Below are 25,955 nucleotides of genomic sequence, written 5' to 3'. Positions count from 1 at the left end.
GTTCCTTGCAAGTGTTTTCTTTAAATTTAGTAAAAATTGTTAATAACTTGCTTTTTTTGTTCATAAAACGTGTTGTTTGCCGGTCAAAAACAGGTAGAAACCCCTGTTTCACTGAGCTTAATAGACTTTTGCCGTCTCCGAAAAAGTAATTCCATTTAATAATTCCGACACTTGCATTCTCTTTTTTCCGGGTAATTGCAAGCTCAAAAGTTGAATAAAACCATTTTGGACAGCAATTTTAATTTCTTTTTTACTGCTGATCAGGCTTCCAATTTCATAAGAATGTGCTTCTTCAATAAGTTTTGCTTCATATATTTTGATACTTAATTCTTCATTTTTATCTTTTAGAAAACACCATGCTGCCGGATACGGACTTAAACCCCGAATCAGATTGTTGATTTCATCTCCGGGTTTTGCCCAGTCGATTTTACAATTCTCTTTATTAAGTTTATAAGCTGTTTTGATTTCAGCATTGTCTTCCTGAATTGTGGTGATAACATTTCCTTTCTCAATAACCTGCAAAGTATCAATAACAGTCTGACTTCCTAAATGCATTAATCGATCATGTAATTGTCCTGCATTTTCTGTTGGTTCAATCGCAATCTCCGAATTTAAGATCATTGCTCCGGTATCTATTTTATCATCAATAAAAAAAGTAGTAACACCCGTTTTGGTTTCGCCATTAATAATAGCCCAGTTAATAGGTGCAGCTCCGCGATAATTTGGCAATAAAGAAGCATGAAGATTAAAAGTGCCCAAACTAGGCATTTCCCAAACTACTTTTGGTAACATTCTAAAGGCAACTACAATTTGCAAATTAGCATGTAACGCTTTTAGTTCAGCTAAAAAAGCTTCGTCTTTTAAATTCGTTGGCTGTAATAAAGTAAGGTTGTTGGCCAGCGCATATTCTTTCACTGCCGAATATTTTATTTTTTGTCCGCGTCCTGCAGGCTTATCCGCTGCAGTTATTACGCCGACAACATCGTAATTGTTTTTAATAATGGTATCCAGGATGCCTACAGCAAACTCCGGAGTTCCCATAAATATAATTCTCAATTTTTCCATTATGATTTTAAAGTGTATTTATTGTTTGGTTGTATAATAATATGATTGTTTTCCAGTAATTCCTGAAGCGCCAAAATAATATCATTCGCATCCAGTTTTATTTGGGTCTGAATTTCTCTTGATGTTAAAGCTGCCGTTTTTAATAATGACAGAATTTTGTCAGCAATCGAATCAGCTTCGGTAATTTTGCCTTTTTTTGTGATGCAGTAAGAACAAACGCCACAATTTGTTTCGGTTTTTTCTCCAAAATAATCCAGAATTAATCGGTTTTTACAAGTCTTGTCTTCCTTTATATAATGAAGAACAGACATAAGCTGGTCTTTTTTAAGCTGATTTTGTCTTTCGAGATATTTAGAAACCCTGTTTATCGTTCGGTCATCTTCCCGAACTTCATTAAACAATATGGTAGCATCATTATTTTTAGATTTGTATTCAATAATTTCTTTTTCTCTTAATTTTTCTAAAACGGCAGAAACTTGTTCTTCAGTGTGATTTGATTTTTTTGCAATTAAGGAAAGATTAAAAGCAACTTTCATTTCGTAAATCCCCGGATACGTCCTTAAAATAGCCAAAACAATTTCTTCGTCATTTGAGTTCAGGCTTATATATCGAATTACTTCTTTGGACTCGATTAAAAATTGCATCGTAATCTTTTCTGAGAATTCCTGAGACATTGTAATAATTCCCTGCTGATTCAAAAACTGCAAAGCATTATAAGTCTTTAGGGTAGGGAAGTCGTATTTCTGGCAAAAATGATTCAGTTTAAACGAAAATGAATCGTCTAAACCTTCGCTATAAGCAATCTGAAAATAATTGCAAAGTTTGACATAAATTAGATTCAGGAACTTTTTGTCAGGCAGAACACTCAAAAACTGTTGTTCCGTTTGGTTGGTGTCTGATGAATTGGTCAGTAAGACCGCAAAAGATTTACCCCCATTTCTTCCGGCCCTTCCGGATTCCTGATAATAATTTTCTATGTTTTCAGGAAGCTGTGTGTGAATAACCGTTTTTACATTGTCTTTGTCAATTCCCATTCCAAAAGCATTTGTTGCGACAATTACCTGTGCTTGTTCCGACATCCACAACTGCATGTTTTTATCTTTTTCCTTAGATGAAAGTCCGCCGTGATAATAAGTAGCCCTAAAACCCAGCGACTGCAATTGTGTCGAAATATTCAGGCACGATTTTCTGTTTCGTACATATATAATAGACGGCTGTGGGTTTTTCTTGAGAATTTGTTCAACACGATACATTTTATCTTCAACTTCAAAAACCATGTAGGCGATATTTTCCCTGGCAAAAGACTGCTGAAAAAGTTTCGTATCTTTTAATCCTAATTCGGTTTTGATATCTTCAATAACTCTTGGTGTCGCCGTAGCAGTCAAAGCTAAAAAAGGAATTTTGGGAAAGAACTTTCTAAGCTCTGAAATCTTCAGGTATGCCGGGCGAAAATCATGTCCCCATTGCGAAACACAATGCGCTTCATCAATTGCAATTAAATTAATAGGCAAATTTTTGATGCGCTCCAAAATCCAATCCGATTGTAATCTTTCAGGTGATAAGTATAAAAACTTGTAATTTCCGTACTGGCAATTGTCCAGAAGGTCAATGATTTCTTCCGTATGAATCCCGCCTGTGAGTGCAATAGCTTTGATTTCTCTTTTCTGTAAATTTGCAACCTGATCTTTCATCAGTGCTACCAAAGGTGAAATCACCAGACAAATCCCATCCTGCATCATGGCCGGAACCTGAAAACAAATCGATTTTCCTCCACCGGTTGGCAACAAGGCAAAAGTATCCTGACCATCCAAAACCGAATCGATAATTTCTTTTTGGAGAGGTCTGAAATTTTCGTGTTTCCAGTATTTTAAAAGAATTTCTTGCGCTTCAGGCATTGGTCTCGTTTTAAAGTTAAAAAATTTAGAAAGCAGTTTCTAGTTTTGCAACTTTAAAACATGACTAAATTTTATCTAAGATATAAAGAATTCTGTTCTCAACCGTATCTTTGGGTACTTCTATTAAGTCGTAACCGTATTTTTTATAAGTTTCAATAAGATGATTCTGAATCGTTACTGCCTGTTCAAAATTTTCGTAACGCTCAGTGTCACTTTGATAAATTTCTTCCCAGGGAGGTAAAATAAAAGTTTTCGAATATTTATAATTCTCACAGGCTTTCGTAAAAGACTGGGGATATTCATCGCCAATATAATCCATATAAGCTACTACATCCGGAATTCCGCGATCAATAAAAACTACATTATCAGGTTCCTTAAGAGCGTTTTCGTATTGTTTGATGCGTCCTTCCAACAGCATTTCACTAAATAATAAAGGCTGTTCCAAAAACAATTGATCGATTCCACGTTGCTGTGCTTCGAGAGTAACTTGTCTTGAAATTTCAGGATAACAACAGTAGCCACGAGCTACCAATTCGTTAATAAGAGTAGATTTTCCTGTACCAGGACCACCAAGGAGAACAATGATTTCTTTTTGCACTTTCGTAAAATAAAGCGCAAATTTACCTAAAGTTATTGGTATTTGAAAAGATATTTTGTCAGAAGCGAATGATTTCGCATTTTTAGGAGGTATGGGTCCTGCTGTCCACTTCAATCTTTTGCTTTCTAAAGGAAAAAGCAAAAGGATTTCCGCTCCCATCAGGGCTATTTTTAGAAGGCATGATTTTGTTTTTGGAAATCTTAAAGGGGAATAAAATTTGAATTTATTTTTTGACAGCCGTTGGTTTTAACCAGCGGATTATAAGGTTAGAAAATGTCTTGGCTTTAGCCGAATATTTCCCGCCATTTCTTTTTAATTTCTTCCGGAATTATTCTGGGATTATCCTCTATTTGGTTTCGTTTAAAGGTGCCTTTTTCAAAATGAAATGTTAGCTAAATAATATCAAAAATGACAAGATGTTTGCCATTGAAAAAAATCTAAAATCTAAAATCATAAATCATAAATCAAAACCGTATATTTGCGTTTATTTTTAATTACGAATGGACAACGATAAAGAAAAAAACACCGCCGAATTTTACGAAAGATTAAAGGTTGAGTTAGACAATTCAAATACCTGGCCGGCAGAATATTTGTATAAATTTATAATGCCTTCAGTAAGTGATAATGTCGAGCGGGTTGAAAAAGCTTTTGACAATATGGGCGCGGTTATTAAAACAACAAAATCTAAAACAGGTAAATTTACCAGTGTTTCTGTAGATGTGACGATGAATAGTGCTGATGAAGTAATTGGCAAATACAAAGAAGTTTCTACAATCGAGGGTATAGTTTCATTATAACTTATGGTCGAAAAATATAAAAAAGAAGTCGCGAATGACGTTGTTTTCAACTTAGAATATAATTCTGAGAGACAACGTTTACTTATTCCGGAATATGGTCGTCATTTGCAAAAACTGATTGATCAGGCCACGATTATTGAAGATGCAGAAACGCGTAACAAAGCCGCAAAATATATCATTCAGGTAATGGGAAGCCTGAATCCGCATTTGCGTGACGTGCCCGATTTTCAACATAAATTATGGGATCAGCTTTTTATTATGTCTGATTTTAAATTAGATGTCGAATCTCCATATCCAATTCCGTCCCGTGATGTGTTACAACTAAAACCGGATGTTTTACAGTATCCTCAGAACTTTCCAAAGTACAGATTTTATGGTAACAACATCAAATATATGATAGATGTTGCCAACAAATGGGAAGATGGTGAGATGAAGAATGCATTGGTACTGGTAATCGCCAATCATATGAAAAAATCATATTTAAGCTGGAACAAAGACACGGTAAAAGACGATGTGATTTTTGAGCATTTATTTGAATTATCCGGAGGAAAAATTAATTTATTACAAAGTACAGAAGAGCTTTTAAATACAACTGATTTACTGCGTACCAACAAACGTATGTCGAATAAAATTACGCCGCCCGGACCACCAAAAATTCAAGGCAACAAAAATAATAAAGGACCGGGAAAACCAAAGCCATTTCAAAAAAATAACAATCAGAAATAGAAGTTGCTAAGTATCTAAGTAACTAGGTTGCTAAGTCTTTTTTAAAGAAAACTTAGAAACTTGGAATCTCAGTAACTCAGAACCTTAAAAAAAGAATATGGGAATTTTTAAAATCGAGGGAGGAATTCCTTTAAAAGGAGAAATTACTCCTCAAGGAGCAAAAAATGAGGCATTACAAATTTTATGTGCCGTGCTTTTAACGGGAGATAAAGTAAAGATTAATAATATTCCCGATATTATTGACATCAATAAATTAATCACCTTACTTGGTAATTTAGGGGTAAAAATTCAACGTAATGAACCGGGTTCAATTACGTTTCAGGCCGATGAGGTGAATGTTGGATATTTAGAAACAGAAGCCTTCAAAAAAGAAGGGGGAGCCCTTCGTGGTTCTATTATGATTGTTGGACCGCTTTTGGCACGTTTCGGAAAAGGATATATTCCAAAACCGGGAGGAGATAAAATTGGACGCCGAAGATTAGATACTCACTTTGAAGGTTTTATTAACCTTGGAGCAAAATTCAGATACAACAGAGAAGATCATTTTTACGGAGTAGAATCACCTGAAGAAGGATTGAAAGGGACTGATATGTTACTTGATGAAGCATCCGTAACCGGAACAGCAAATATTGTTATGGCTGCTGTTTTATCAAAAGGAACAACTACTGTTTACAACGCTGCCTGCGAACCCTATTTACAGCAATTGTGTAAAATGTTGAACTCTATGGGAGCAAAAATTACAGGAGTTGGATCTAACTTATTGACTGTTGAAGGAGTTGAAAGCCTTGGTGGATGTGAGCACAGAATCTTACCGGATATGATCGAAATTGGTTCCTGGATTGGTCTTGCTGCGATGACAAAAAGCGAAATCACAATTAAAAATGTAAGTTGGGAAAACTTAGGTTTGATTCCGAATACTTTTAGAAAACTTGGAATTACAATCGAAAGACGAGGAGATGATATTTACATTCCTGCCCATACAGACGGATACGAAGTAAAAACAGATATTGATGGCTCTATTTTAACCATTGCTGATGCCCCTTGGCCAGGATTCACGCCTGACTTGTTGAGTATTGTTTTGGTTGTGGCGACACAGGCAAAAGGTGATGTTTTAATTCATCAGAAAATGTTCGAAAGCCGTTTGTTCTTTGTGGATAAATTAATTGATATGGGAGCAAAAATCATGTTGTGCGATCCGCACAGAGCAGTGGTTATGGGGCATAATTTTGAATCTCAACTAAAAGCAACAACAATGTCATCTCCTGATATTCGTGCGGGTATTTCATTATTAATCGCTGCACTTTCTGCAAAAGGAACAAGTACAATTCAAAATATTGAACAAATCGACCGTGGATACGAGCGTATCGATGAGCGTTTAAGAGCAATTGGAGCAAAAATTGTGAGAGCATAAAAATTAGCCACGAATTTCACAGATTTACACGAAGAGCAAGTTAATTAAACTAATTTTCAAATAAATAAAATTTGTAAAATTCTTAGCGAAAATTCTAACACAAATGTCGTGCTAAAAAAGCCCAAATGACAAATGAACAAAAAGCTATAAAAGCTACTTATTTTAGTATAACCGGAAACACCTGCTTGGCCATCTTAAAAGGGCTGGCAGGTTTTTTTGGCAATTCTTATGCCCTGATTGCCGATGCGATTGAATCCACAACAGATATATTTTCGTCCTGTTTGGTTTTGTTCGGAATCAAATATTCTAATAAACCGGCTGATGAAAATCATCCCTATGGTCATGGACGTGCCGAACCCTTAATTACTTTTTTGGTAGTTGGATTTTTAATTACTTCGGCAACGATTATTGGATATGAAAGTATTGCCAATATTCAGACTCCGCATGATTTACCAAAATCATGGACCCTCTATGTTTTAGGCGCTATTATTATCTGGAAAGAATATTCATTCCGCTTGGTAATGAAACGCAGTAAACAAATCAATAGCTCGTCTTTAGCTGCCGATGCCTGGCATCATCGTAGTGACGCCATAACTTCCGTAGCGGCGTTTATCGGAATTTCGATTGCGCTGTTTATGGGAAAAGGATATGAGTCTGCAGATGACTGGGCGGCACTTTTTGCTGCTTTTTTTATCTTATACAACAGTTATAAAATTTTTAGGCCTGCCTTGGGTGAAATCATGGATGAAAACCTGAATGATGATTTGGTAGAAGAAATTCGGATTACAGCTTTAACTGTTAAAGGTATTTTGGGAACAGAAAAATGTTTTATACGAAAAGCCGGTATGAAATATCACGTAGATCTTCATGCTATTGTTTCTGCCGAAATTTCGGTAAAAGAAGGTCATGATTTATCACACAAATTACAAGATGCCTTAAAAGAAAAAATTCCCCAATTAGGCAATGTTTTAATTCATATCGAACCTGATGATTATCATTAAGGAGGCGTAAAAAAATAGGGTTCTAAGGTTTTTTCGAACCTCGTTTTTTGTCACAATTCTGAAAAATAAAGCAATCCTGTAATATTTTAGTTACAGGGTTTTTTTATAAAATGGTTTTTTCCTTCTCCGAAATAACAATATTTATGTGTAACTTTTGAAATTGGAATTATCTTTAAAATTCTATTCCAATATTATAGAAGGCAGATTCTCATTCAGCCATTTGTATTTATTCAGTATCATAATATGTGTTCCTCCTTTTACAATAATACAGCTTTTGATATATTTTATCGGAAAAACATCATCTTTATCTCCGTGAATGTGAATCACTTTTTCATCAATTTCGTTTCTGTCCCAAAGAATTACTGATTCAACAGCCCATTGTAAATACCTCAAATCACGGACTGAAAGGAATTTTTCATACAACTTAATGCGTTTGTTTATTTTTTCGCCAAACGAAAACTTCGCCAGCTTTTCAATATTTAATAAAATCTGCATTGGGATCAGTTTATAAGCTTTTGTGGATTTTCCAATTTTCATCCTTCTTGGAAATTCAGCACAGCTTCTGACGCTCGAAATAATAATTACTTTTCGGGCATCAATATGCCTTGCCATCTCCTGAACTAAAATTCCACCAAAAGAAACCCCAATTAAAATCGGATTCTCATGCTTGATGTTTTTTGTAATTCGAAGTGCATAATCAGATAATGATTCTTTTGCCTGTGGGATTTCCCATTCAAGCAAACAAACTTCAAAAACAGATTCATCTAATTTTATTTTTTCAAAAATGGCGGGGCTGGCTGCCAAACCAGGCATAAAATAAACAGGAATTTTACTCATTTGCTGGAAAAGGAATTTTAATTACAGTTTTCAATTTCAGGCTAAAATTACTTTTTTTACTAAACATACATAGCAAATCTTCCATTTTAATTATATATTTTAAAAACAAAAAAATTACAAAAATATTGGCTAAACAATAATTCAATATTGAAAATCAAATAATTACCTTTGTAAATCAAATAATTCATATCAAAAACTTAAAAAACTTTTGATGAATTGTTACTCCCCTAATCTATATTACTTCTAAAACATGTAAATTATGGAATCTATTGAATCTATTATGGAAATCAAAGACAACGCTTTTGCAAGACAATTTGAAACCATTGTCCCCGAAGGATTACTTTCTGTTGAATATTCATTTCAGGAAAAGAAAATTTTCCTAACCAAAATCAATACTCCGGAAGGTTTTGAAAATCAGGCTTTAATTGACACATTGCTTAAAAATATTATGGAAATTGTCATCGAAAGAAAATTCAAATTAGTCCCTATTCATCCTAAAATTGTATTATTTGTTAAAAAAAATCCAAAATATAAAGAATTACTTCCTCCCGGAATTCGGATTTAAGATTTTGTATGTAAAGAAAAAGAGCTGTCCGAAAATTTTTTCGGACAGCTCTTTTTTTATTTCAAATCAAGAAATTACTTCTCGATTTCTCTCATTGAATCCATTTTCTTGTGCGCAAGGAAACCTGCTACATCTTCAAAATGTTCTTTCACACGTTTGTTTCCGAACTCAAAAACCTTGGTCGCCAATCCGTCAAGGAAATCACGATCGTGCGAAACCAAAATTAATGTTCCGTCGAAATCACGCAAAGCATCTTTTATAATGTCTTTAGTTTTCATATCTAAGTGATTCGAAGGCTCATCCAGAATTAATAAATTAACAGGTTCCAGCAATAATTTAATCATTGCTAAACGTGTTTTTTCTCCTCCCGAAAGCACTTTTACTTTCTTGGTAATGTCATCACCCTGAAACATAAAAGCACCTAAAATATTTTTAATCTGAGTACGAATATCTCCAACTGCAATAGCGTCGATAGTTTCAAAAATCGTAGCATTTTCATCTAATAAAGAAGCCTGGTTTTGCGCAAAATACCCAATTTGAGAGTTATGCCCAATTTCTACACTTCCTTCATCAATGCCAATTTCTTTCATGATTGCTTTAATCATGGTCGATTTTCCTTCTCCATTTTTACCCACAAAAGCTACTTTCTGACCTCTTTCAATTACGATATTAGCATCTTTGAAAACTATGTGATCTCCGTAAGATTTCGAAAGATCTTTTACTACGACAGGATATTGACCTGAACGTGCAGCTGGCGGAAATTTTAATTTTAGTGCAGAATTATCTACTTCATCCACTTGTACGATTACCAGTTTTTCTAACATCTTAACACGTGACTGAACCGCATCAGTCTTAGAAAACGTCCCTTTAAAACGATCAATAAATGCTCTGTTGTCTGCAATCATTTTTTGCTGTTCATCATATGCTTTTTGCTGATGAACACGACGATCTTTTCTTAATTCTAAATAGTGAGAATATTTGGCTTTATAATCGTAAATTCTTCCCATCGTCACTTCAATGGTACGATTGGTAATATTGTCTACAAAAGCTCTGTCGTGCGAAATTACCACAACGGCTTTTGCCTGATTGATCAAAAACTCTTCTAACCATTGAATACTTTCAATATCCATGTGGTTCGTTGGCTCATCCAGCAAAATCAAATCTGGTTTTTGCAAAAGTATTTTCGCCAACTCGATTCGCATTCTCCATCCTCCGGAAAATTCAGAAGTCTGGCGAGTAAAATCCTCACGTTCAAAACCTAAACCAGCTAAAATTTTCTCGACTTCCGCTTCATAATTTACTTCTTCAATCGCATAATATTTTTCGCTTAAGTCAGAAACTCTTTCGATCAGTTTCATGTACCCATCGCTTTCGTAATCTGTACGAACCGTTAATTGCTCGTTGATTTCATCGATTTCAGCTTTCATTTTAAAAACCTCACCAAAAGCTTTTGAGGCTTCTTCCATTACAGTCGAACCATCTTTGGTCAATAAATGCTGAGGCAGATATGCCACAACGGCATCTTTTGGAGTTGAAATGCTTCCGGTTGAAGGTTTGCTTTGGCCTGCAATTATTTTTAGAAGTGTCGATTTTCCCGCACCATTCTTACCCATAAGGGCAATTTTATCATTTTCATTGATAGCAAAAGAAACATCGCTAAATAATGTAGTTCCACCAAACTGAACCGAAATATCGTTAACTGTAATCATTTAGATTTTTAGATTTTAGACTGCTTTGATTATTAGACATCTTAGCAAGTATTTTTTGAAGGTGCAAAGATAGATTAATTAGATAATTAAGCAATTAGAAAATGTGTCAATTAGAAAATTAGATTTTAAATCATAACAAAATAAAACCCGACAGGTTTTAAAACTTGTCGGGCTCCTTAAATTATCTCATTGACACATTAATCTTTTCTCCATTTTTTAGTTTCCTCAAAAACATGCTCTAAAATCGCCGCTTCGGTTTCGTCGAACTCTATATTTCTTCTTCCCATAACCAATTTCGCAGTTTCGAAAGCTTTTTTGGTAATATAAGTTGTAAATCCGGCAGCTCCGCCCCAGGAAAAACTCGGAACAAAATTACGGGGAAAACCACTTCCAAAAATATTAGTGCTTACACCTACCACAGTTCCTGTGTTGAACATTGTATTGATGCCGCATTTACTGTGATCTCCCATCATTAAACCACAAAACTGAAGCCCGGTTTTTGCAAAACCTTCTGTTTCATAGCTCCATAATTTTACTTCTTCGTAATTATTTTTTAAGTTTGAATTGTTACTGTCTGCTCCGATATTACACCATTCGCCTAAAACAGAATCACCTAAAAATCCATCATGTCCTTTATTTGAATTTTGAAACAGAACAGAATTTTTAACTTCGCCTCCTATTCTTGATCCGGGACCAACGGTTGTTGCTCCGTAAATCTTGGCATTTAATTTTACCTGTGCATTTTCGCATAAAGCAAAAGGGCCACGGATTACGGTTCCTTCCATAATTTCAGAATTCTTACCTATATATATTGGGCCTGTTGAAGCATTCAGCGTTACAAATTCTAATTTTGCTCCTTCCTCAATAAATATATTTTCAGGTGCAATGACATTCACGCTTTCTGGAATGGGCTGTGATTTTCGATCTTCAGTCAGGTAATTAAAATCTGCACGGATTGCGGCATCATTTTTAGAGAAAATATCCCAGGTATGCTCAATCGTTAAACAATCTTCGCTGTACTGAATAATTTCATATGAATCAAAATCGACTTCTTCCTGATTTTCGGTTGTAAAAAAAGCAATTACATCATCACCTTTAAAAATAGCCTGATTTTCTTTTAAATCAGAAACCATTTCGGCAAGCGTATCATTTGGCAAATAAGCAGCGTTTATCATTACATTTTCTTCCATTTCAACCATCGGAAATTTGGCAGACAAATATTCTTCGGTAATAGTGGTTATGGTGGAACCTAAGCGCGCTTCCCATTTCTGGCGAATTGTCATAATTCCGATTAAAATATCAGCAACAGGTCTTGTAAAAGTAAAAGGCAATAGAGCATTCCGAACGGGACCGTCAAAAAGAATGTAATTCATAAATAATAAATTTGGTACTTGTTAAATCTTGATTTGGTTATCAGGTTCAAAGTTACAAATATTTTATTGGTTTCATTAAAATGTGTTATTTGCTAAATCAACAATAAAGAATTGAGGAAACTCCATAAAAAAAGCCTTCCGATTGGAAGGCTTTGTATAAATAAAAACAGCTATTATTTAGCGTGTTTTGCATATTTAGTTTTGAATTTATCAATACGTCCTGCAGTATCGATAAGTTTAGATTTACCAGTATAAAAAGGGTGAGATGTTCTTGAAATTTCCATTTTTACAACTGGATACTCAACTCCGTCAACTTCAATTGTTTCTCTTGTATCTGCAGTAGATTTAGTAATAAAAACTTCGTCATTTGACATGTCTTTAAATGCAACTAATCTGTAATTTTCCGGGTGGATTCCTTTTTTCATCTTTTCTTTTATTTATTGTTTAGAGCACTTTTATTTTGAAGCTTTTTCATGGTTAGAAAAAGGTGTAAACAAAATATACTCTTTTTTGTTTAAAAACTTTTAATTATTTTGAGTCTGCAAATTTACAATTCTTTTTTAATATACAAATGTTTAGCTCACTTTTTTTTAGTTAAATTCAAAAAGCTTTTTTATCTTCGAATATATTGGGAATTGCTATATTTGTGGATTATTTTTTAAAACATATAGAAATTATGATTAATGAAGTTATAAAAAAGAACGGTATCACTTATGGTGTAATGATTGGAATTGCATCAGCATTAATTACGGCTGCAATATATGCAATTGATTTGAACTTATTTACCGCATGGTGGATGGGATTATTAGGCATCGTTATAAGTCTGACTATCTCTATTATTTTACTTTCTAAAACAAAGAAAGAACTAAATGGTGTTTTTTCTTTTAAAGATGCTTTTACTACTTACTTTATAGCGGCTGTTACTGGAATTTTGATTTCTACTTTTTTCAATATTATCCTCTTTAATGTTATTGATCCGGCGGCAAAAGATACTTTAAGCGAATTAATGATTAAATATACGGTAAGCATGATGCAGAAATTTGGAACACCGGCTTCAGTCATTAATGAAACTATTGAAAAAATGAAACTGAGCAATCCTTATTCGACTATAGAATTATTAAAAGGATCTGTTTTTGCAATTGTTATCAGCTCAATTTTCGGATTAATTTTCGCGGCATTTTTTAAAAGCAAAACTACACAAGAATAAAAAATAAATGAATTTATCTATACTTATACCACTTCTAAACGAGGAGGAATCACTGCAGGAACTCTATTCGTGGATTATTAAAGTGATGCAATCCAACAATTACTCTTATGAAATCATTTTTGTAGATGATGGCAGTACAGATAATTCATGGAATATTATTGAAAGCTTTTCAAACGAAAACCCAAATGTAAAAGGAATTCGTTTCATGAAAAATTTTGGAAAATCACAGGCTTTACATGCTGGTTTTGCCAAAGCAAAAGGCGATGTTATTATTACTATGGATGCCGATTTGCAGGACAGTCCGGATGAAATACCGGGATTGTTTGAAATGATTACCAAAGAAAAATTTGATTTGGTTTCCGGCTGGAAAAAGAAACGCTACGATTCTGTTGTGGCAAAAAATCTGCCGTCAAAATTATTTAACTGGGCAGCCAGGAAAACTTCCGGCGTTGAATTGAATGATTTTAACTGCGGATTAAAAGCCTACAAAAATACAGTTGTAAAAAATATAGAAGTTTCGGGCGAAATGCACCGATATATTCCGGTTCTGGCAAAAAATGCCGGTTTTGGAAAAATTGGCGAAAAAGTTGTAATTCATCAGGCCAGAAAATATGGGGAAACTAAATTTGGAATGGAACGTTTTATTAACGGATTCTTAGATTTGATTACGATTTGGTTTTTGTCACGATTTGGGAAAAGACCTATGCACTTGTTTGGTGCAATTGGCTCTTTAATGTTTATCATAGGATTTTTATTGGCAGGTTATATCGGGGTTTCAAAATTATACCATATGTATAATGGAATGAAATATAACTTAATTACCAGCAATCCCTGGTTTTTTATTGCTTTAACAACTATGATTTTAGGAACGCAGTTGTTTTTGGCCGGTTTTCTTGGCGAAATTATTTTGCGTACTAAAAACAATGAATCACGTTATAAAGTAGCACGGGAAGTTAATTTTTAACATGAAGCCATAGCCCTGATGGGAACGGCATCCTTTTGTGGTGGGGTATACCACAAAAGATATAGTGAACAGCGGGATTAGCTCCTGAAAAAAACTTATCTTTAATTTAAACATTAAAAAAATATTTTACATGAATATAGCTCCTAATATATTGAATGCTGTAAACGAGTGGCTGACGCCTACATTTGACGACGAAACACAAGCTGCCGTTAAGGAATTAATGACAACATCGCCAAAAGAACTTGAAGAAAGTTTTTATAAAAACCTGGAATTTGGTACTGGAGGAATGCGTGGTGTAATGGGTATTGGAAACAATCGTATCAATAAATATACTCTTGGTAAAAACACTCAGGGACTTTCAGATTATTTGCATGAAGTTTTTCCGAATCAGCCTGTAAAAGTGGTTATTGCTTATGATTGTCGTCATAACAGTAATACTTTGGCAAAAGTTGTTGCGGATGTTTTCTCTGCAAACGGAATTCAGGTTTATTTGTTTTCAGATTTGCGACCAACTCCGGAATTGTCTTTTGCACTTAAATATTTAGGCTGCCAATGTGGAATTGTACTTACAGCTTCGCATAATCCGCCGGAATATAATGGATACAAAGTATACTGGGAAGATGGGGGGCAGATTGTTCCGCCGGAAGATGAGGCAATTATTAAGGTAATCGAAAGCTTGGATTATGACAAAATTAAATTTAATGCCAATGAAAGCCTGATTCAGTATATCGATACCGAAATCGACAAGGCTTTTGTAAAATCATCTATAGAAAATGCGAGTTTTAATACTCCGGCTGCTGCCAAAGAAAATTTACAAATAGTTTTTACTTCTTTGCACGGAACTTCTATAAAATCTGTTCCTGATACTTTATCGCAGGCAGGTTACACAAACGTACATATTGTTCCTGAGCAAGCAATTCCTGATGGGGATTTCCCAACGGTAAAATCTCCAAATCCTGAAGAACCAGAAGCTTTGACAATGGCTTTGGCTTTGGCTGAAAAAATGAATTCGGATATTGTGGTGGGTACAGACCCCGATTGTGACCGTTTAGGTGTTGCCGTTAGAAATAACGAAGGCAAGATGATTTTGCTTAATGGAAATCAAAGTATGGTTTTGATGACTTCATTTTTATTAAAACAATGGAAAAAAGCAGGTAAAATTAACGGAAAACAATTCGTTGGTTCTACCATTGTTTCGACTCCAATGATAATGGAATTAGCAACCAGCTATGGTGTAGAATGCAAAGTTGGCTTGACAGGTTTTAAATGGATTGCCAAAATGATTAAGGATTTTCCAGAACTTGAATTTATTGGCGGTGGAGAGGAAAGCTTTGGTTTTATGGTTGGTGATGCCGTTCGAGATAAAGATGCTGTTGCGGCTACCTTATTAATATGTGAAGTTGCGGCACAGGCAAAAGCTGCAGGAAGCAGCGTTTACAAAGAACTTTTACAACTGTATGTTGAAAATGGTTTTTATAAAGAACATTTGGTTTCGTTGACCAAAAAAGGAATTGAAGGTTTAGAAGAAATTAATCAGATGATGATTGATTTACGCGAAAACCCCTTGAAAGAAATTAATGGACAACGCGTGATTATGATTGAAGATTATCAGTCATCTATTGCTTTGAATTTATTGACGGGTGAAGAATCCGTGATGGATATGCCGAAATCAAACGTTTTGATTTATTATACTGAAGACGGTTCTAAAATTTGCGCAAGGCCAAGCGGAACGGAACCAAAAATTAAATTCTATATCAGCGTTAATGCAGAATTAGATTCTGTTGAAAATTTTGATGCGGCAGAAGCATTCCTGAATGAAAAAATTCAGAATATCATTGAAGAAATGAAGTTGAATTAATAAAAAATGAATAACAAAATTGACAGCAATGAAAAACCTGAACTATTAAATTCGATTATCGGGTTAATAGACCAGACTCGTCATTTTGTTGCCAAAACGGTTAATCAGGAATTAACTTTGTTATATTGGAAAATCGGCAAAACTATCAATGAAGAGATTCTAAAAAATGATAGGGCTGATTATGGAAAGAAGCTTATTCAAAATTTAAGCGAAGAACTTTCCAATAGATATGGAACTGGCTTTAACAAAAGAAATCTACACAGTTTTATAAAACTAAACTCTGTATTTCAAGACCTTACAATTGTGCACACACTGTGTGCACAATTGAGTTGGTCTCATATCAGAACTTTAATTTATATTGAAAACAATATTAAAAGAGAGTTTTATATTCAGATGAGTGTTCATGAAAGATGGAGCGTCAGAATTTTACAGGAACGCATTGACAGCATGCTTTTTGAAAGAACTGCCATCAGTAAAAAGCCTGAACAAACCATCATTAATGACCTGGCACTTTTAAAATCTGATAAACAGATTAGTCCGGACCTAACTTTTCGGGATCCATATTTTTTAGATTTTTTAGGATTACATGACAGCTATTCCGAAAAAGATTTAGAAAGCTCTATTTTGGCACAATTGCAAAATTTCATTACTGAAATGGGTAGTGAATTTGCATTTCTTGCCCGCCAAAAAAGAATAACAATTGATGACGAAGATTTTTACATCGATTTACTTTTTTATCATCGTGGTTTACGGCGTTTGGTTGCCATTGACTTAAAACTGGGGAAATTTAAAGCCGGTTACAAAGGTCAAATGGAATTATATTTACGTTGGTTAGAGAAAAACGAACAAAAAGAAGGAGAAAATAAACCAATTGGATTAATTTTGTGCAGCGAAAAATCACCTGAGCAAATTAATTATTTAATGCTTGATAATGATGAACAAATCAAAGTATCAGCATATTTAACTCAATTACCTGAAAAACAATTATTGCTGGAAAAACTCGAAAGAGCTATTGCCATAGCAGAAAATAACATCCATAAAATAAATGAGTAATTTTAAAAAAATAGTTCCTTTTATATATCCGTATAAAAAATATGCTTACCTAAACATCTTTTTCAATGTTTTATATGCGCTTTTCAGTACACTTTCTTTTATAGCGCTAATACCTATGATACAGGTTTTATTCGATAAAACGAAAAGAAATACTGTTATGCCTGTATATGAAGGAATTACGCATATAAAAAAATATGGTGAAGATTATTTAAGCTATTACATTACAACGAATGCGGATAACCACAATCCTGGTTTTACACTTTCGATTATGGTTGGAGTAATTATTTCGATATTTTTATTGAAAAATTTATTCGATTATTTGGCTATGTTTTTTATTACCTTTCTGCGGAATGGTGTTTTAAGAGACATGCGAAATGCAATGTATAAAAAAACGCTTGAATTGCCTTTGGCTTTTTATTCGGAAAAAAGAAAGGGAGATGTTATTTCCAGAATTTCTGCCGATGTAAATGAAGTACAGACTTCTTTTTTGGCAATCCTCGAACTTATTGTTAAGGAACCTTTAACCATCGTTTTCACTATAAGTGCAATGCTGATCATTAGTGTAAAACTTACTTTATTTGTTTTTGTATTCATTCCGGTTTCAGGATATATTATTTCATTAATTGGTAAACAGCTTAAAAAGCAATCGAGTAAAGCACAACAGGAACAAGGTACTTTTTTATCAACTATTGAGGAAACTATTGGCGGACTCAAAGTGGTTAAAGGATATAACTCTGAAAATTATTTTAATAGTGTTTTTCAAAGCTCAACTGAACGCTTTTTTAACTTATCAAACAGCATTGGCAATCGTCAGAACTTAGCGTCTCCTGCAAGTGAATTTATGGGAATCACTGTAATTGCCATATTACTTTGGTATGGAGGACAAATGGTTTTGATTGAAAAAAGTCTGGATGGCGCTTCATTTATTGCCTATATGGGGTTGGCTTACAATATCCTGACTCCCGCAAAAGCTATTTCTAAAGCTTCATATGGAGTAAAAAGAGGGAATGCAGCAGCAGAAAGGGTATTGGAAATTTTAGATCAGGAAAATCCAATTACGAGCAAAGTTGATGCAATCGAAAAAACATCTTTTGACGACAATATTACCGTTCAAAACATTAATTTTAAATATGAAGACGAAACGGTTTTAAAAGATTTCTCTCTTCAAATTAAAAAAGGACAAACCGTTGCTCTTGTAGGGCAATCCGGAAGTGGAAAAAGCACCATTGCAAACTTACTGACTCGTTTTTATGATGTGAACGACGGAACGATTTCTATCGACGGAGTAAACATAAAAGAGATGAATCTACAATCTCTTCGCAGCTTGATGGGATTAGTTACTCAAGACAGTATTTTATTTAATGATACTATTAAAGCGAATATTTCATTAGGAAAATTAGACGCTACGGATGAAGAAATTATTGAAGCTTTGAAAATTGCAAATGCCTTTGAATTTGTAAAAGATTTGCCTTTAGGAATTTACACTAACATTGGTGACAGCGGAAATAAATTATCCGGAGGGCAAAAACAACGTTTATCGATTGCACGAGCAGTACTAAAAAATCCTCCAATTATGATTTTGGATGAAGCGACCTCAGCTTTGGATACTGAAAGCGAAAAATTTGTTCAGGTTGCCCTTGAAAACATGATGCAGAACCGGACTTCGATTGTGATCGCACACCGACTTTCAACCATTCAAAAAGCTGATTTGATTGTTGTAATGCAAAAAGGAAAAATTGTAGAACAGGGAACTCACGATGAGCTGATTTCTCATAACGGAACTTACAACAAGCTGGTGACAATGCAATCATTTGAATCTTAAGATTCATCGCTGTAATTAAGTGATTTACACAGATTAAAGAATTATTAAAACTGATTTTAATTTCTTTAATCTGTGTTTATTTTTTTAACTTAGATACAATAATGATAAATCATTTAATTTTCAGAAATGTATCTTAACAATCAAAACATAAAATTGCCTGATGATCCTGATACCATAGTTTGGAAATACCTGGACTTGTCTAAATTTCTTGATTTATTGCTTTCAAAAAAATTATTCATGTCGCGTTCTGACAAATTTGAAGATCAGTATGAAGGTACTTTTAGCGAACCTACGTTTGAAGAGATTAAAAAACTGGCAGTTGACAATCCTGACTTTTTAAATTATTATAAAACACATCGTGAAAAAGTAGCAGTCAGCAGCTGGCACATTAACGAATATGAATCGTTTGCCATGTGGCAGATTTTTACCCAAAATAGTGAAGGATTAGCTATTCAGTCAACTATTGGAAGATTACAAAAAGCATTAAATCCCGAAACTAATTTTGATCAATACATTGGGAAAGTCAACTATATCGATTATAAAAAAGAATACATTCCGTTTGATGATTTATTCTTTCCGTTTTTATTTAAACGAAAAAGTTTTCAATACGAACGGGAGGTTCGCATTATTACAGATACTTCACAAAGTTCTATAAAGTTAAATGAAGGTTTGAAAATAAATGTTGATATTAATCAGTTAATTGAAAAAATATACATTCATCCAAAATCAGAAAACTGGTATAAAAAATTAGTAATCGAATTGGTAGAACGATTGGGCTTTGATATTGAAATAGAAAAATCAGATTTGGAAAGTGATATTCTGATTTGATTTTAGTTGTTAAGAACTAAGATGCTGATTTTTTTAAAGTTACAGATTATAATAAGATTAGAGGCATTCTTTCCAATTCTACGATAAAAAAAAGCCAGTTAAAATTATATCTATTTAATTTTAACTGGTTTTTTATGTACAAAGATCTGAAAAGTCTGAGAATCTTAGTATCTCAGCAACTAAGGACCTTAGATAGGTTTATAATTTTTAACTTCCCATTTTTTTGCGCCCAAATCGATATAATTATAATGCAGGACATCATTTTTATCGAATTGTCCATTTTGATTGGTATCTTCTATAGTTCTAAAATACAAACGATTTTTAGACTCAATTAAATTCCAATCCACTAATTCCTGAAGATCAGCTGAAATTTTAGTGAAATTTTCTCCGCTAATATCACTTAAATATAAAGTCTTAATATCTCCGGTATCTATTTTTCCGTCTTTATTTGTGTCTGAATCTGTCAGGGTATAAACCATTATTTGATTGATAGTCTTGTCTGCCAATGCCTTTAAATAAGTGGCAGTCAGGATTAGGACAGGTTTGTCTGCTAAAGGCCGAATAGAATCTGAATCTATTTTTTGAAATTTTAGATTCTGTAAATATCCTGTAATTTCATATTCGCCTAAATTTGAAATTGTAAAACTCACATCATTAACACTTGAAGATCCATAGCGTGTTTTTGTACCTTTTTCAAAAACTCTTAAATCTCCAACCGGATGAATCAGATAATTAGTTCCTTCCATCTGAATAGGTAAATCTGCGACTTCTATTTGTGTTGAATCCGTTTTTGCCAGAACACCGCCTTTTTTATTTGAAGCATCATACGTTACTTTTGGTTTTTGGGCTTCATCACGGCAACTTATTAAAGTTCCAATTATTACTAAGACTATATATTTAAAATGTTTTTTCATCCTCGTTAATTATATTCGGTTATCAAATATACTATTTTTGATCGTATTATTTATTTTTATTGAATTTTACTAATGCAAAGATATTGAGAAGAACGAGACCAAAATAACCCAGAAAAAGCAACTTTCCTTTTTCTTTAAAAAAAGAGACTTGAAAACTACGCTTTTCTTCTTCTTTTTTATATTCCTGCATCCTAATACTCTCTTGTCTCATTAACTCTCCAGTATTGCAATTCATAGTATGATGTTCAATAGTATCTTTCACTTTTTTATAAGTGTTACTACTTCCTAAAATATAAATGTCGTTTTCATTTGTTATCCATGTAGGGGCATTTTCTTCAACTAAAATATCAAGACTAGTAATAAAAGTTTGATAATAAGATTTTGAACCAAAATGTATTTTAATTCCATTTACAGTATCCTTTTCAACTCTTAGCTTCCTGAGATAAAGCTTCATTGCGTTTAACTTTTTCTTTTCAGAATGGCTTCCATCAAAATTAAATACTTTATATTTTCGTAAACTAAGAACCTTATATTCTTCAAACTCGTTTCCAACAGGAACACTTAATTCAATGCCATAATAAACTTTAAAAACATCAGTTTTATAAAAATGATAAAAACAAAACAAAGGAATAAAAATTAAAGAAATCATTCCGGGAACATAAAAAATCTTTTTTCTTTTTTTACGTTCCTCTATCATAACCTTGCATTGAGTTTTATATTAAAAACTCTCGAAGTCATATAATTAGGAATTGCATACTGGCTTTTAGAATAAGCGTCCCGAACCCAGGTATTTGTTATTGCATTTTGATTATTGAAAATATTAAAAATCTCTACACCCAATGATAATTCTTTGAATTTTTTCAGCCAGCTCGCTTTTGCAATATTGTTGTGATCAATAAAAACTTTAGCAAAACCCACATCAGCCCTTCTGTAATCATTCAATCTGTTCTGATACAAATAAGGATCAGAATAGGAGGGCGATCCACCAGGCAAACCGGTATTATAAACTAAATTTAGATATAATTTAACGCTCGGTATGTTTGGCATATAATCCTGAAACAACATGGCAAATTTCAAACGTTGATCGGTTGGTCTCGCGATATAGCCTTTGTTTTCGTAATTTTCTTCGGTTTTTAAATAACCAAAGCTAATCCAGGATTCTGTTCCGGGAACAAATTCACCATTTAATCTAAAATCTAAACCTTGAGCGTACGCTTTTGCATTATTATCTGCAGCATAACGAATACGAACATTATCAATTGAATAAGTATTTACATCTGAAAGGGATTTATAATACACTTCTGTAACCCATTTAAAAGGGCGGCCCCACATTTTAAAATTATAATCATTACTCAGGACAATATGAACTGATTGCTGTGCTTTCACATTTGGATCCACAACTCCATCTAAATCACGAAGTTCCCTGTAAAAAGGAGGCTGATGATACAATCCGCCGGAAAGTCTAAAGATCATATCCATATCCCAATCCGGTTTTAAAGCAAATTGTGCACGTGGACTAAAAACCACCTGATGTTTTCCTTCTACAGCCACTCCCGAGACTTGCCAGCTTTGAAAACGGGCGCCAATAGTGTACCAAAACTGATTAGAGCCTAATTCTGTTTTATTATTCCACTGTGCATAGCCTGAAAATCTATTGATATCATTAAAATTAACAGCACGAATGTTTTTATAAGGCAAAAGCGGTCCTGTATAAGGAGTATCAGGCTGGTTATTGCTTGGTAAATTTAAAATAGGCGGATTTATTGAAAATCCGGCCGAATCAATTACTTCCCATTCTACAATTCTGTCTCTTATGGATTCTCTGGTATATTTCAGGCCAAATTCTAACTGACTATTGTTCCACTCTTTAAATCCTTTTAATTCAATATTTGCAATTAAAGCATCTAAATCATTTCGGGCATGATTGAGCTGTGCACCAATTCCTCTTGTAAAATCAACATCATCAGGATTTGTTGTTCCATCAGGGTTTACATTTCCTAATCTATATTGCGCCAAAATATCAAAATGTTCCTGCTCAGTAGTATGAAACAATGAACCAATAAACTTTAAAGTAAAAGTTGGCGATGCTTTATAAGTTGTTTTTATGGCGCCAAAATAGGTGTCATATTGGTCTTTTTCCTGACCTTCATAATAAACAGCTAATGCCATTGGCTGATCTATTGTTCCAAATTTTGTTTCCCGGGTCAAAGGACGGTACAAATATTTATTTTGAGAAATGTTCCCCAAAAAACTCATTTGCCATTTTTTAGAAATATCATAATTAATATTGGTCTGAATATCCACAAATGTTGGTGTGTAATTAGTCTGTGTATCCTGGCTATTAACCAGCAGGCTATTATTACGGTAACGAACACCAGTTACAGCCGACCATTTTTTATTTTTGGATACTGCATCAACAGCAAAGCTTGCTCCCAGAAAACTAGCTTCAACAGCGGCGCCAAATTGAGTTGGTTTTCTATAAGTAATATCTAAAACAGAAGAAAGTTTATCTCCATATTTTGCCTGAAAACCTCCAGCTGAAAAATCAACATTTTGCACTAAATCGGTATTTGTAAAACTCAATCCTTCTTGTTGCCCTGAACGAATCAAAAACGGACGATACACTTCGACTTCATTTACGTAAACCAGGTTTTCATCATAATTACCTCCACGAACCGCATATTGAGTACTCAATTCATTATTTGAATTTACACCAGGCAATGTTTTCAGAATATTTTCGATACCGGCATTTGCTCCGGGCACCTTTTTAATTGTAGAAGGATCAATGACTGTAATTCCCTGAACACGCTTTTTGTTTTTTGAAGTTACAAAGACTTCTCCCATCTGTTCTTCATAATTGTTCATAACAGGATTAAAAACAAAAGTCTCATAAGGCTTCAGGTTTACCGTTAATGTCATCATTTTTAAAGAAATGTGCGTAAAAATCAAAACTGTTTTTTTATTTGATGGCACAAAAATCTGAAAATACCCTTTATCATCAGACTGTGTAGTTTTATCCCCGGCTGAAACATTTACATCTGCAACAGGATGATTTTCATTATCTAAAATGACACCTTTAACTTTAGCACTTTGCGCAGATGAAGCATAACCAATGCATATAAAAAGGAAAACAATTATTAATTTAAAATTATTCAAACGTTAAGGTTTTATTTTTTGTTGACTTCTAAAAAAATGAGTTTCAAAGATAGCAGAATTCCCCACATTATCAACTACTTCTATTTTTAAATCGTTAGCACCTTCAGCAACTATATTATCATCAAAACGGTGAATTATTTTTTTTGTTTTATTATCATATTCAAATAAAATCCAATTTCCATTTAAATACCCATTATAAGATTTGATTCCGGATAAATTATCGCTAATAGTAAATTGAATCGTTTTTAAATCACTGATCCATTTGTCCTGAATTGATTTGGTAATTTTAATTGTTGGCGCAATCGTATCTAAAACTAAACCGAATTGCCCCAATGTTTTTAATTTTGCAGTAAAAACGTCATTCTTTCTTGTTGTTGCATAATAACTTCTGTTGTTTCCACTTATTCTTGCAATAAAAAGTTTATCACGTAAAGGCTCAGCATAAGTATTGTCTTTTATCGTAATGGTAAAATTTGAATGTACGGGAATAACATCTTCGTGAATATAAATCCTATTGTTTTTTACATCAAAATTTAAATTAAAATCTTCGTAAAAGGTTCCGGCAGGAAAAAAAACAGACATATTGTCTTTCTCAAAATTTGAATCCTTATCATAACGAATCAGATATTTTGAAGTAACAGGTTCTTCTTTTATAATGGGTGTTTCCGAGTCATACTCAATTGGAACTGTAACCGAATTTAAATTCCCATAATAATCCGAAACTTCAATACGATATGTTGAAGTTAAATTGGGTTCGACAGGAATTATTCCATGCAGCGAATCCGTTTTAATAATACTCAACGCATATGGTGTTTTCATAAACAGCTTTTGTACACGCTGTCCTGTTTTTTTATATCTGGGATAATCTATAAAAGCATTAATAAAACGCATTTCATCAAAAGAATAGGTGTTAAATTGATAGTTATATTTTGGATCACCATTTAAAAAACCTGTAACATTAAAAACTCCATTTCTGTTGTTCGAAACATCATCAAAATCTACAGTATTGATCCCGAATCCAATTTTTCCATTGGCTTTTACCTTACCTGCTAAATAAGTTCCGTCTTTTTGAAGCGAAAGATTCAGCAATAAAGGCTGATTGGATTGGTTTACCGTTGTGTTGTCCATCGGATATACAAATAAACCGGAAATTGTTGGTTTTTTATTATCATTAATATACTGATCAAATCCAAAAAACATAGGATTTATGACGAATTCTGTTTTTGTATCTCTAAATTCAAAATGCAAATGCGGCCCCTCAGAAGAGCCTGTATTACCCGAAAGTGCAATTAATTGTCCTTTTGTAACAGGCAATTCATCAGGTTTCAGATATATTTCAATTTCAAAAGATTTTTCTTTATAATGTGTTTTCCGGATATATTCCTGAATTGGTCCAACAGCAGTCTGCAAATGTCCATATACTGTAGTGTATCCGTTTGGATGTGTAATATAAATACATTTACCGTTGCCAAAAGTGGAAATTTTTATTCTTGAAACATAACCATCTGCAACAGCATATACATTTAATCCTTCTTTTTGATTGGTCTTTAAATCGAAACCTGCATGAAAATGATTTGGTCTCAACTCTCCAAAATTACCGGAAAGCTGCATCGGAATATCCAATGGTGAACGAAAATAATCATTTGGGTATTGGGTTTGCGAATGAAGGAAATTACAAAATAGTAAAAAAATCAGGGAAAATTTCATAGGTAACATTTTTGCTAAGATAAAAAATAAGAACGAAAACCGAAGACAATCAGGTAAAAATACAATTAATTGAAATTCATATATTTGTCTATTTTTAATGCAAAAAAAGCGATAAAAAATTGCATTAATAAAAAGGAATACTAACTTTGTATGATTAAGTAATGAATAGGATTTATAATGAGTGTAATTGCCGAAATAATTGATACTCTTGAATATAAAGTCGAAAAGCTTTTTGAGAAATCAAAAGCATTAGAAAAAAACAATCAGGAATTACGATTACAATTAGCCAAAGCTGCGCAAATTATCCAGAAACAATCTGAAGAAATGGAAGCTTTGAAGAAGCAATATGACACACTTAAAATAGCCAATTCGTTGCTCGGCAGCGATAATAACAAGAGAGAGACAAAGCTTAAAATAAATTCATTAATTCGCGAAATTGATTACTGTATTGCACAACTATCAGATTAGT

At 33.5% G+C, this 25,955-nt stretch carries 23 protein-coding genes; 12 read left to right on the top strand and 11 right to left on the bottom strand.

What is annotated here, in order from left to right; all coding sequences use genetic code 11:
* Positions 1–117 precede the first annotated feature (117 nt).
* The 3 genes from fmt to ACEN92_RS10580 form a co-directional block, all read right to left on the bottom strand.
* Positions 118–1,065, bottom strand: a complete 948-nt coding sequence (gene fmt, locus ACEN92_RS10590) for a methionyl-tRNA formyltransferase (protein WP_495642316.1) — start codon at positions 1,063–1,065, stop codon at positions 118–120.
* On the bottom strand, positions 1,065–2,960 hold the full coding sequence (locus ACEN92_RS10585; RefSeq protein WP_495642315.1) for a RecQ family ATP-dependent DNA helicase: 1,896 nt from the start codon (positions 2,958–2,960) through the stop codon (positions 1,065–1,067). Before ACEN92_RS10585 ends, fmt begins: the two co-directional genes overlap by 1 nt.
* A 64-nt stretch (positions 2,961–3,024) precedes the next feature.
* Complete coding sequence (locus ACEN92_RS10580; RefSeq protein WP_495642340.1) at positions 3,025–3,558, bottom strand: AAA family ATPase; 534 nt, start codon at positions 3,556–3,558, stop codon at positions 3,025–3,027.
* A 500-nt stretch (positions 3,559–4,058) separates the two neighbouring features.
* Between ACEN92_RS10580 and ACEN92_RS10575 the strand changes: the two genes are divergently transcribed.
* The 4 genes from ACEN92_RS10575 to ACEN92_RS10560 all read left to right on the top strand — a co-directional run bounded on the left by ACEN92_RS10575 (position 4,059) and on the right by ACEN92_RS10560 (position 7,493).
* A complete protein-coding gene (locus tag ACEN92_RS10575; protein ID WP_495642314.1) occupies positions 4,059–4,355 on the top strand; it encodes a DUF493 family protein in 297 nt (98 codons plus the stop codon).
* A gap of 3 nt (positions 4,356–4,358) precedes the next feature.
* The gene (locus ACEN92_RS10570) at positions 4,359–5,081 is read left to right on the top strand and encodes a DUF4290 domain-containing protein (protein ID WP_495642313.1); all 723 of its coding nucleotides are present in this window, start codon (positions 4,359–4,361) and stop codon (positions 5,079–5,081) included.
* 97 nt (positions 5,082–5,178) lie between these two features.
* Complete coding sequence (gene murA, locus ACEN92_RS10565; RefSeq protein ID WP_495642312.1) at positions 5,179–6,492, top strand: UDP-N-acetylglucosamine 1-carboxyvinyltransferase; 1,314 nt, start codon at positions 5,179–5,181, stop codon at positions 6,490–6,492.
* Between the two features lie 125 nt (positions 6,493–6,617).
* A complete protein-coding gene (locus ACEN92_RS10560) occupies positions 6,618–7,493 on the top strand; it encodes a cation diffusion facilitator family transporter (protein WP_495642311.1) in 876 nt (291 codons plus the stop codon).
* A gap of 180 nt (positions 7,494–7,673) precedes the next feature.
* Here ACEN92_RS10560 and ACEN92_RS10555 read toward each other — a convergent pair whose 3' ends face one another.
* Positions 7,674–8,330 carry an alpha/beta hydrolase family protein gene (locus ACEN92_RS10555; RefSeq protein WP_495642310.1) on the bottom strand — a complete coding sequence of 219 codons (657 nt, stop codon included), beginning with the start codon at positions 8,328–8,330 and terminating at the stop codon, positions 7,674–7,676.
* 280 nt (positions 8,331–8,610) lie between these two features.
* On the opposite strand from ACEN92_RS10555, the gene ACEN92_RS10550 reads away from it, so the two are divergent.
* On the top strand, positions 8,611–8,895 hold the full coding sequence (locus tag ACEN92_RS10550; protein ID WP_495642339.1) for a GNAT family N-acetyltransferase: 285 nt from the start codon (positions 8,611–8,613) through the stop codon (positions 8,893–8,895).
* Positions 8,896–8,969: 74 nt separating this feature from the next.
* Here ACEN92_RS10550 and ACEN92_RS10545 read toward each other — a convergent pair whose 3' ends face one another.
* The 3 genes from ACEN92_RS10545 to ACEN92_RS10535 form a co-directional block, all read right to left on the bottom strand.
* Positions 8,970–10,604, bottom strand: coding sequence for an ABC-F family ATP-binding cassette domain-containing protein (locus tag ACEN92_RS10545; RefSeq protein WP_495642309.1), 1,635 nt, complete (start codon positions 10,602–10,604; stop codon positions 8,970–8,972).
* A 197-nt stretch (positions 10,605–10,801) separates the two neighbouring features.
* Positions 10,802–11,977, bottom strand: coding sequence for a GlmU family protein (locus ACEN92_RS10540; RefSeq protein WP_495642308.1), 1,176 nt, complete (start codon positions 11,975–11,977; stop codon positions 10,802–10,804).
* Between the two features lie 173 nt (positions 11,978–12,150).
* Positions 12,151–12,402: a type B 50S ribosomal protein L31 gene (locus tag ACEN92_RS10535; RefSeq protein WP_059116365.1), complete on the bottom strand. Its 252-nt coding sequence runs from the start codon at positions 12,400–12,402 to the stop codon at positions 12,151–12,153.
* Positions 12,403–12,653: 251 nt separating this feature from the next.
* On the opposite strand from ACEN92_RS10535, the gene ACEN92_RS10530 reads away from it, so the two are divergent.
* From ACEN92_RS10530 to ACEN92_RS10505, 6 genes are all read left to right on the top strand, one after another.
* Positions 12,654–13,184: a DUF4199 domain-containing protein gene (locus ACEN92_RS10530; protein ID WP_495642307.1), complete on the top strand. Its 531-nt coding sequence runs from the start codon at positions 12,654–12,656 to the stop codon at positions 13,182–13,184.
* A 7-nt stretch (positions 13,185–13,191) separates the two neighbouring features.
* Complete coding sequence (locus ACEN92_RS10525; RefSeq protein ID WP_495642306.1) at positions 13,192–14,148, top strand: glycosyltransferase family 2 protein; 957 nt, start codon at positions 13,192–13,194, stop codon at positions 14,146–14,148.
* Between the two features lie 130 nt (positions 14,149–14,278).
* Positions 14,279–16,006, top strand: coding sequence for a phospho-sugar mutase (locus ACEN92_RS10520; protein WP_495642305.1), 1,728 nt, complete (start codon positions 14,279–14,281; stop codon positions 16,004–16,006).
* 6 nt (positions 16,007–16,012) lie between these two features.
* Positions 16,013–17,059, top strand: coding sequence for a PDDEXK nuclease domain-containing protein (locus tag ACEN92_RS10515; RefSeq protein WP_495642304.1), 1,047 nt, complete (start codon positions 16,013–16,015; stop codon positions 17,057–17,059).
* Positions 17,052–18,881: an ABC transporter ATP-binding protein gene (locus ACEN92_RS10510; RefSeq protein ID WP_495642303.1), complete on the top strand. Its 1,830-nt coding sequence runs from the start codon at positions 17,052–17,054 to the stop codon at positions 18,879–18,881. Before ACEN92_RS10515 ends, ACEN92_RS10510 begins: the two co-directional genes overlap by 8 nt.
* A 126-nt stretch (positions 18,882–19,007) precedes the next feature.
* A complete protein-coding gene (locus ACEN92_RS10505; RefSeq protein ID WP_495642302.1) occupies positions 19,008–19,709 on the top strand; it encodes a hypothetical protein in 702 nt (233 codons plus the stop codon).
* A 188-nt stretch (positions 19,710–19,897) separates the two neighbouring features.
* On the opposite strand, the gene ACEN92_RS10500 is transcribed toward ACEN92_RS10505, so the two are convergent.
* The 4 genes from ACEN92_RS10500 to ACEN92_RS10485 are packed head-to-tail and all read right to left on the bottom strand — an operon-like array spanning position 19,898 to position 25,486.
* A complete protein-coding gene (locus tag ACEN92_RS10500; RefSeq protein WP_495642301.1) occupies positions 19,898–20,623 on the bottom strand; it encodes a hypothetical protein in 726 nt (241 codons plus the stop codon).
* 46 nt (positions 20,624–20,669) lie between these two features.
* Positions 20,670–21,320, bottom strand: a complete 651-nt coding sequence (locus tag ACEN92_RS10495) for a hypothetical protein (protein ID WP_495642300.1) — start codon at positions 21,318–21,320, stop codon at positions 20,670–20,672.
* The gene (locus tag ACEN92_RS10490; RefSeq protein WP_495642299.1) at positions 21,317–23,779 is read right to left on the bottom strand and encodes a TonB-dependent receptor; all 2,463 of its coding nucleotides are present in this window, start codon (positions 23,777–23,779) and stop codon (positions 21,317–21,319) included. The genes ACEN92_RS10495 and ACEN92_RS10490 overlap by 4 nt, the downstream gene beginning before the upstream one ends.
* 3 nt (positions 23,780–23,782) lie before the next feature.
* A complete protein-coding gene (locus ACEN92_RS10485) occupies positions 23,783–25,486 on the bottom strand; it encodes a M23 family metallopeptidase (RefSeq protein WP_495642298.1) in 1,704 nt (567 codons plus the stop codon).
* A gap of 177 nt (positions 25,487–25,663) precedes the next feature.
* On the opposite strand from ACEN92_RS10485, the gene ACEN92_RS10480 reads away from it, so the two are divergent.
* Positions 25,664–25,954 (top strand): coiled-coil domain-containing protein, encoded by a 291-nt coding sequence (locus tag ACEN92_RS10480; protein WP_495642297.1) that lies wholly within the window; start codon positions 25,664–25,666, stop codon positions 25,952–25,954.
* Position 25,955: the final 1 nt, after the last annotated feature.

The organism is Flavobacterium sp. Flavsp81, from assembly GCF_059491325.1.
Note: the sequence above shows the minus strand (reverse complement) of the source record. Positions and strands in the feature narration are given on the sequence as shown.

Excerpts from the sequence above, each read along its gene's own strand:
- fmt (WP_495642316.1), bottom strand. The coding sequence starts at position 1,065 with ATGGAAAAATTGAGAATTATATTTATGGGAACTCCGGAGTTTGCTGTA.
- ACEN92_RS10585 (WP_495642315.1), bottom strand. The coding sequence starts at position 2,960 with ATGCCTGAAGCGCAAGAAATTCTTTTAAAATACTGGAAACACGAAAAT.
- ACEN92_RS10575 (WP_495642314.1), top strand. The coding sequence starts at position 4,059 with ATGGACAACGATAAAGAAAAAAACACCGCCGAATTTTACGAAAGATTA.
- ACEN92_RS10570 (WP_495642313.1), top strand. The coding sequence starts at position 4,359 with ATGGTCGAAAAATATAAAAAAGAAGTCGCGAATGACGTTGTTTTCAAC.
- murA (WP_495642312.1), top strand. The coding sequence starts at position 5,179 with ATGGGAATTTTTAAAATCGAGGGAGGAATTCCTTTAAAAGGAGAAATT.
- ACEN92_RS10560 (WP_495642311.1), top strand. The coding sequence starts at position 6,618 with ATGACAAATGAACAAAAAGCTATAAAAGCTACTTATTTTAGTATAACC.
- ACEN92_RS10555 (WP_495642310.1), bottom strand. The coding sequence starts at position 8,330 with ATGAGTAAAATTCCTGTTTATTTTATGCCTGGTTTGGCAGCCAGCCCC.
- ACEN92_RS10550 (WP_495642339.1), top strand. The coding sequence starts at position 8,611 with ATGGAAATCAAAGACAACGCTTTTGCAAGACAATTTGAAACCATTGTC.
- ACEN92_RS10545 (WP_495642309.1), bottom strand. The coding sequence starts at position 10,604 with ATGATTACAGTTAACGATATTTCGGTTCAGTTTGGTGGAACTACATTA.
- ACEN92_RS10540 (WP_495642308.1), bottom strand. The coding sequence starts at position 11,977 with ATGAATTACATTCTTTTTGACGGTCCCGTTCGGAATGCTCTATTGCCT.
- ACEN92_RS10535 (WP_059116365.1), bottom strand. The coding sequence starts at position 12,402 with ATGAAAAAAGGAATCCACCCGGAAAATTACAGATTAGTTGCATTTAAA.
- ACEN92_RS10530 (WP_495642307.1), top strand. The coding sequence starts at position 12,654 with ATGATTAATGAAGTTATAAAAAAGAACGGTATCACTTATGGTGTAATG.
- ACEN92_RS10525 (WP_495642306.1), top strand. The coding sequence starts at position 13,192 with ATGAATTTATCTATACTTATACCACTTCTAAACGAGGAGGAATCACTG.
- ACEN92_RS10520 (WP_495642305.1), top strand. The coding sequence starts at position 14,279 with ATGAATATAGCTCCTAATATATTGAATGCTGTAAACGAGTGGCTGACG.
- ACEN92_RS10515 (WP_495642304.1), top strand. The coding sequence starts at position 16,013 with ATGAATAACAAAATTGACAGCAATGAAAAACCTGAACTATTAAATTCG.
- ACEN92_RS10510 (WP_495642303.1), top strand. The coding sequence starts at position 17,052 with ATGAGTAATTTTAAAAAAATAGTTCCTTTTATATATCCGTATAAAAAA.
- ACEN92_RS10505 (WP_495642302.1), top strand. The coding sequence starts at position 19,008 with ATGTATCTTAACAATCAAAACATAAAATTGCCTGATGATCCTGATACC.
- ACEN92_RS10500 (WP_495642301.1), bottom strand. The coding sequence starts at position 20,623 with ATGAAAAAACATTTTAAATATATAGTCTTAGTAATAATTGGAACTTTA.
- ACEN92_RS10495 (WP_495642300.1), bottom strand. The coding sequence starts at position 21,320 with ATGATAGAGGAACGTAAAAAAAGAAAAAAGATTTTTTATGTTCCCGGA.
- ACEN92_RS10485 (WP_495642298.1), bottom strand. The coding sequence starts at position 25,486 with ATGAAATTTTCCCTGATTTTTTTACTATTTTGTAATTTCCTTCATTCG.
- ACEN92_RS10480 (WP_495642297.1), top strand. The coding sequence starts at position 25,664 with ATGAGTGTAATTGCCGAAATAATTGATACTCTTGAATATAAAGTCGAA.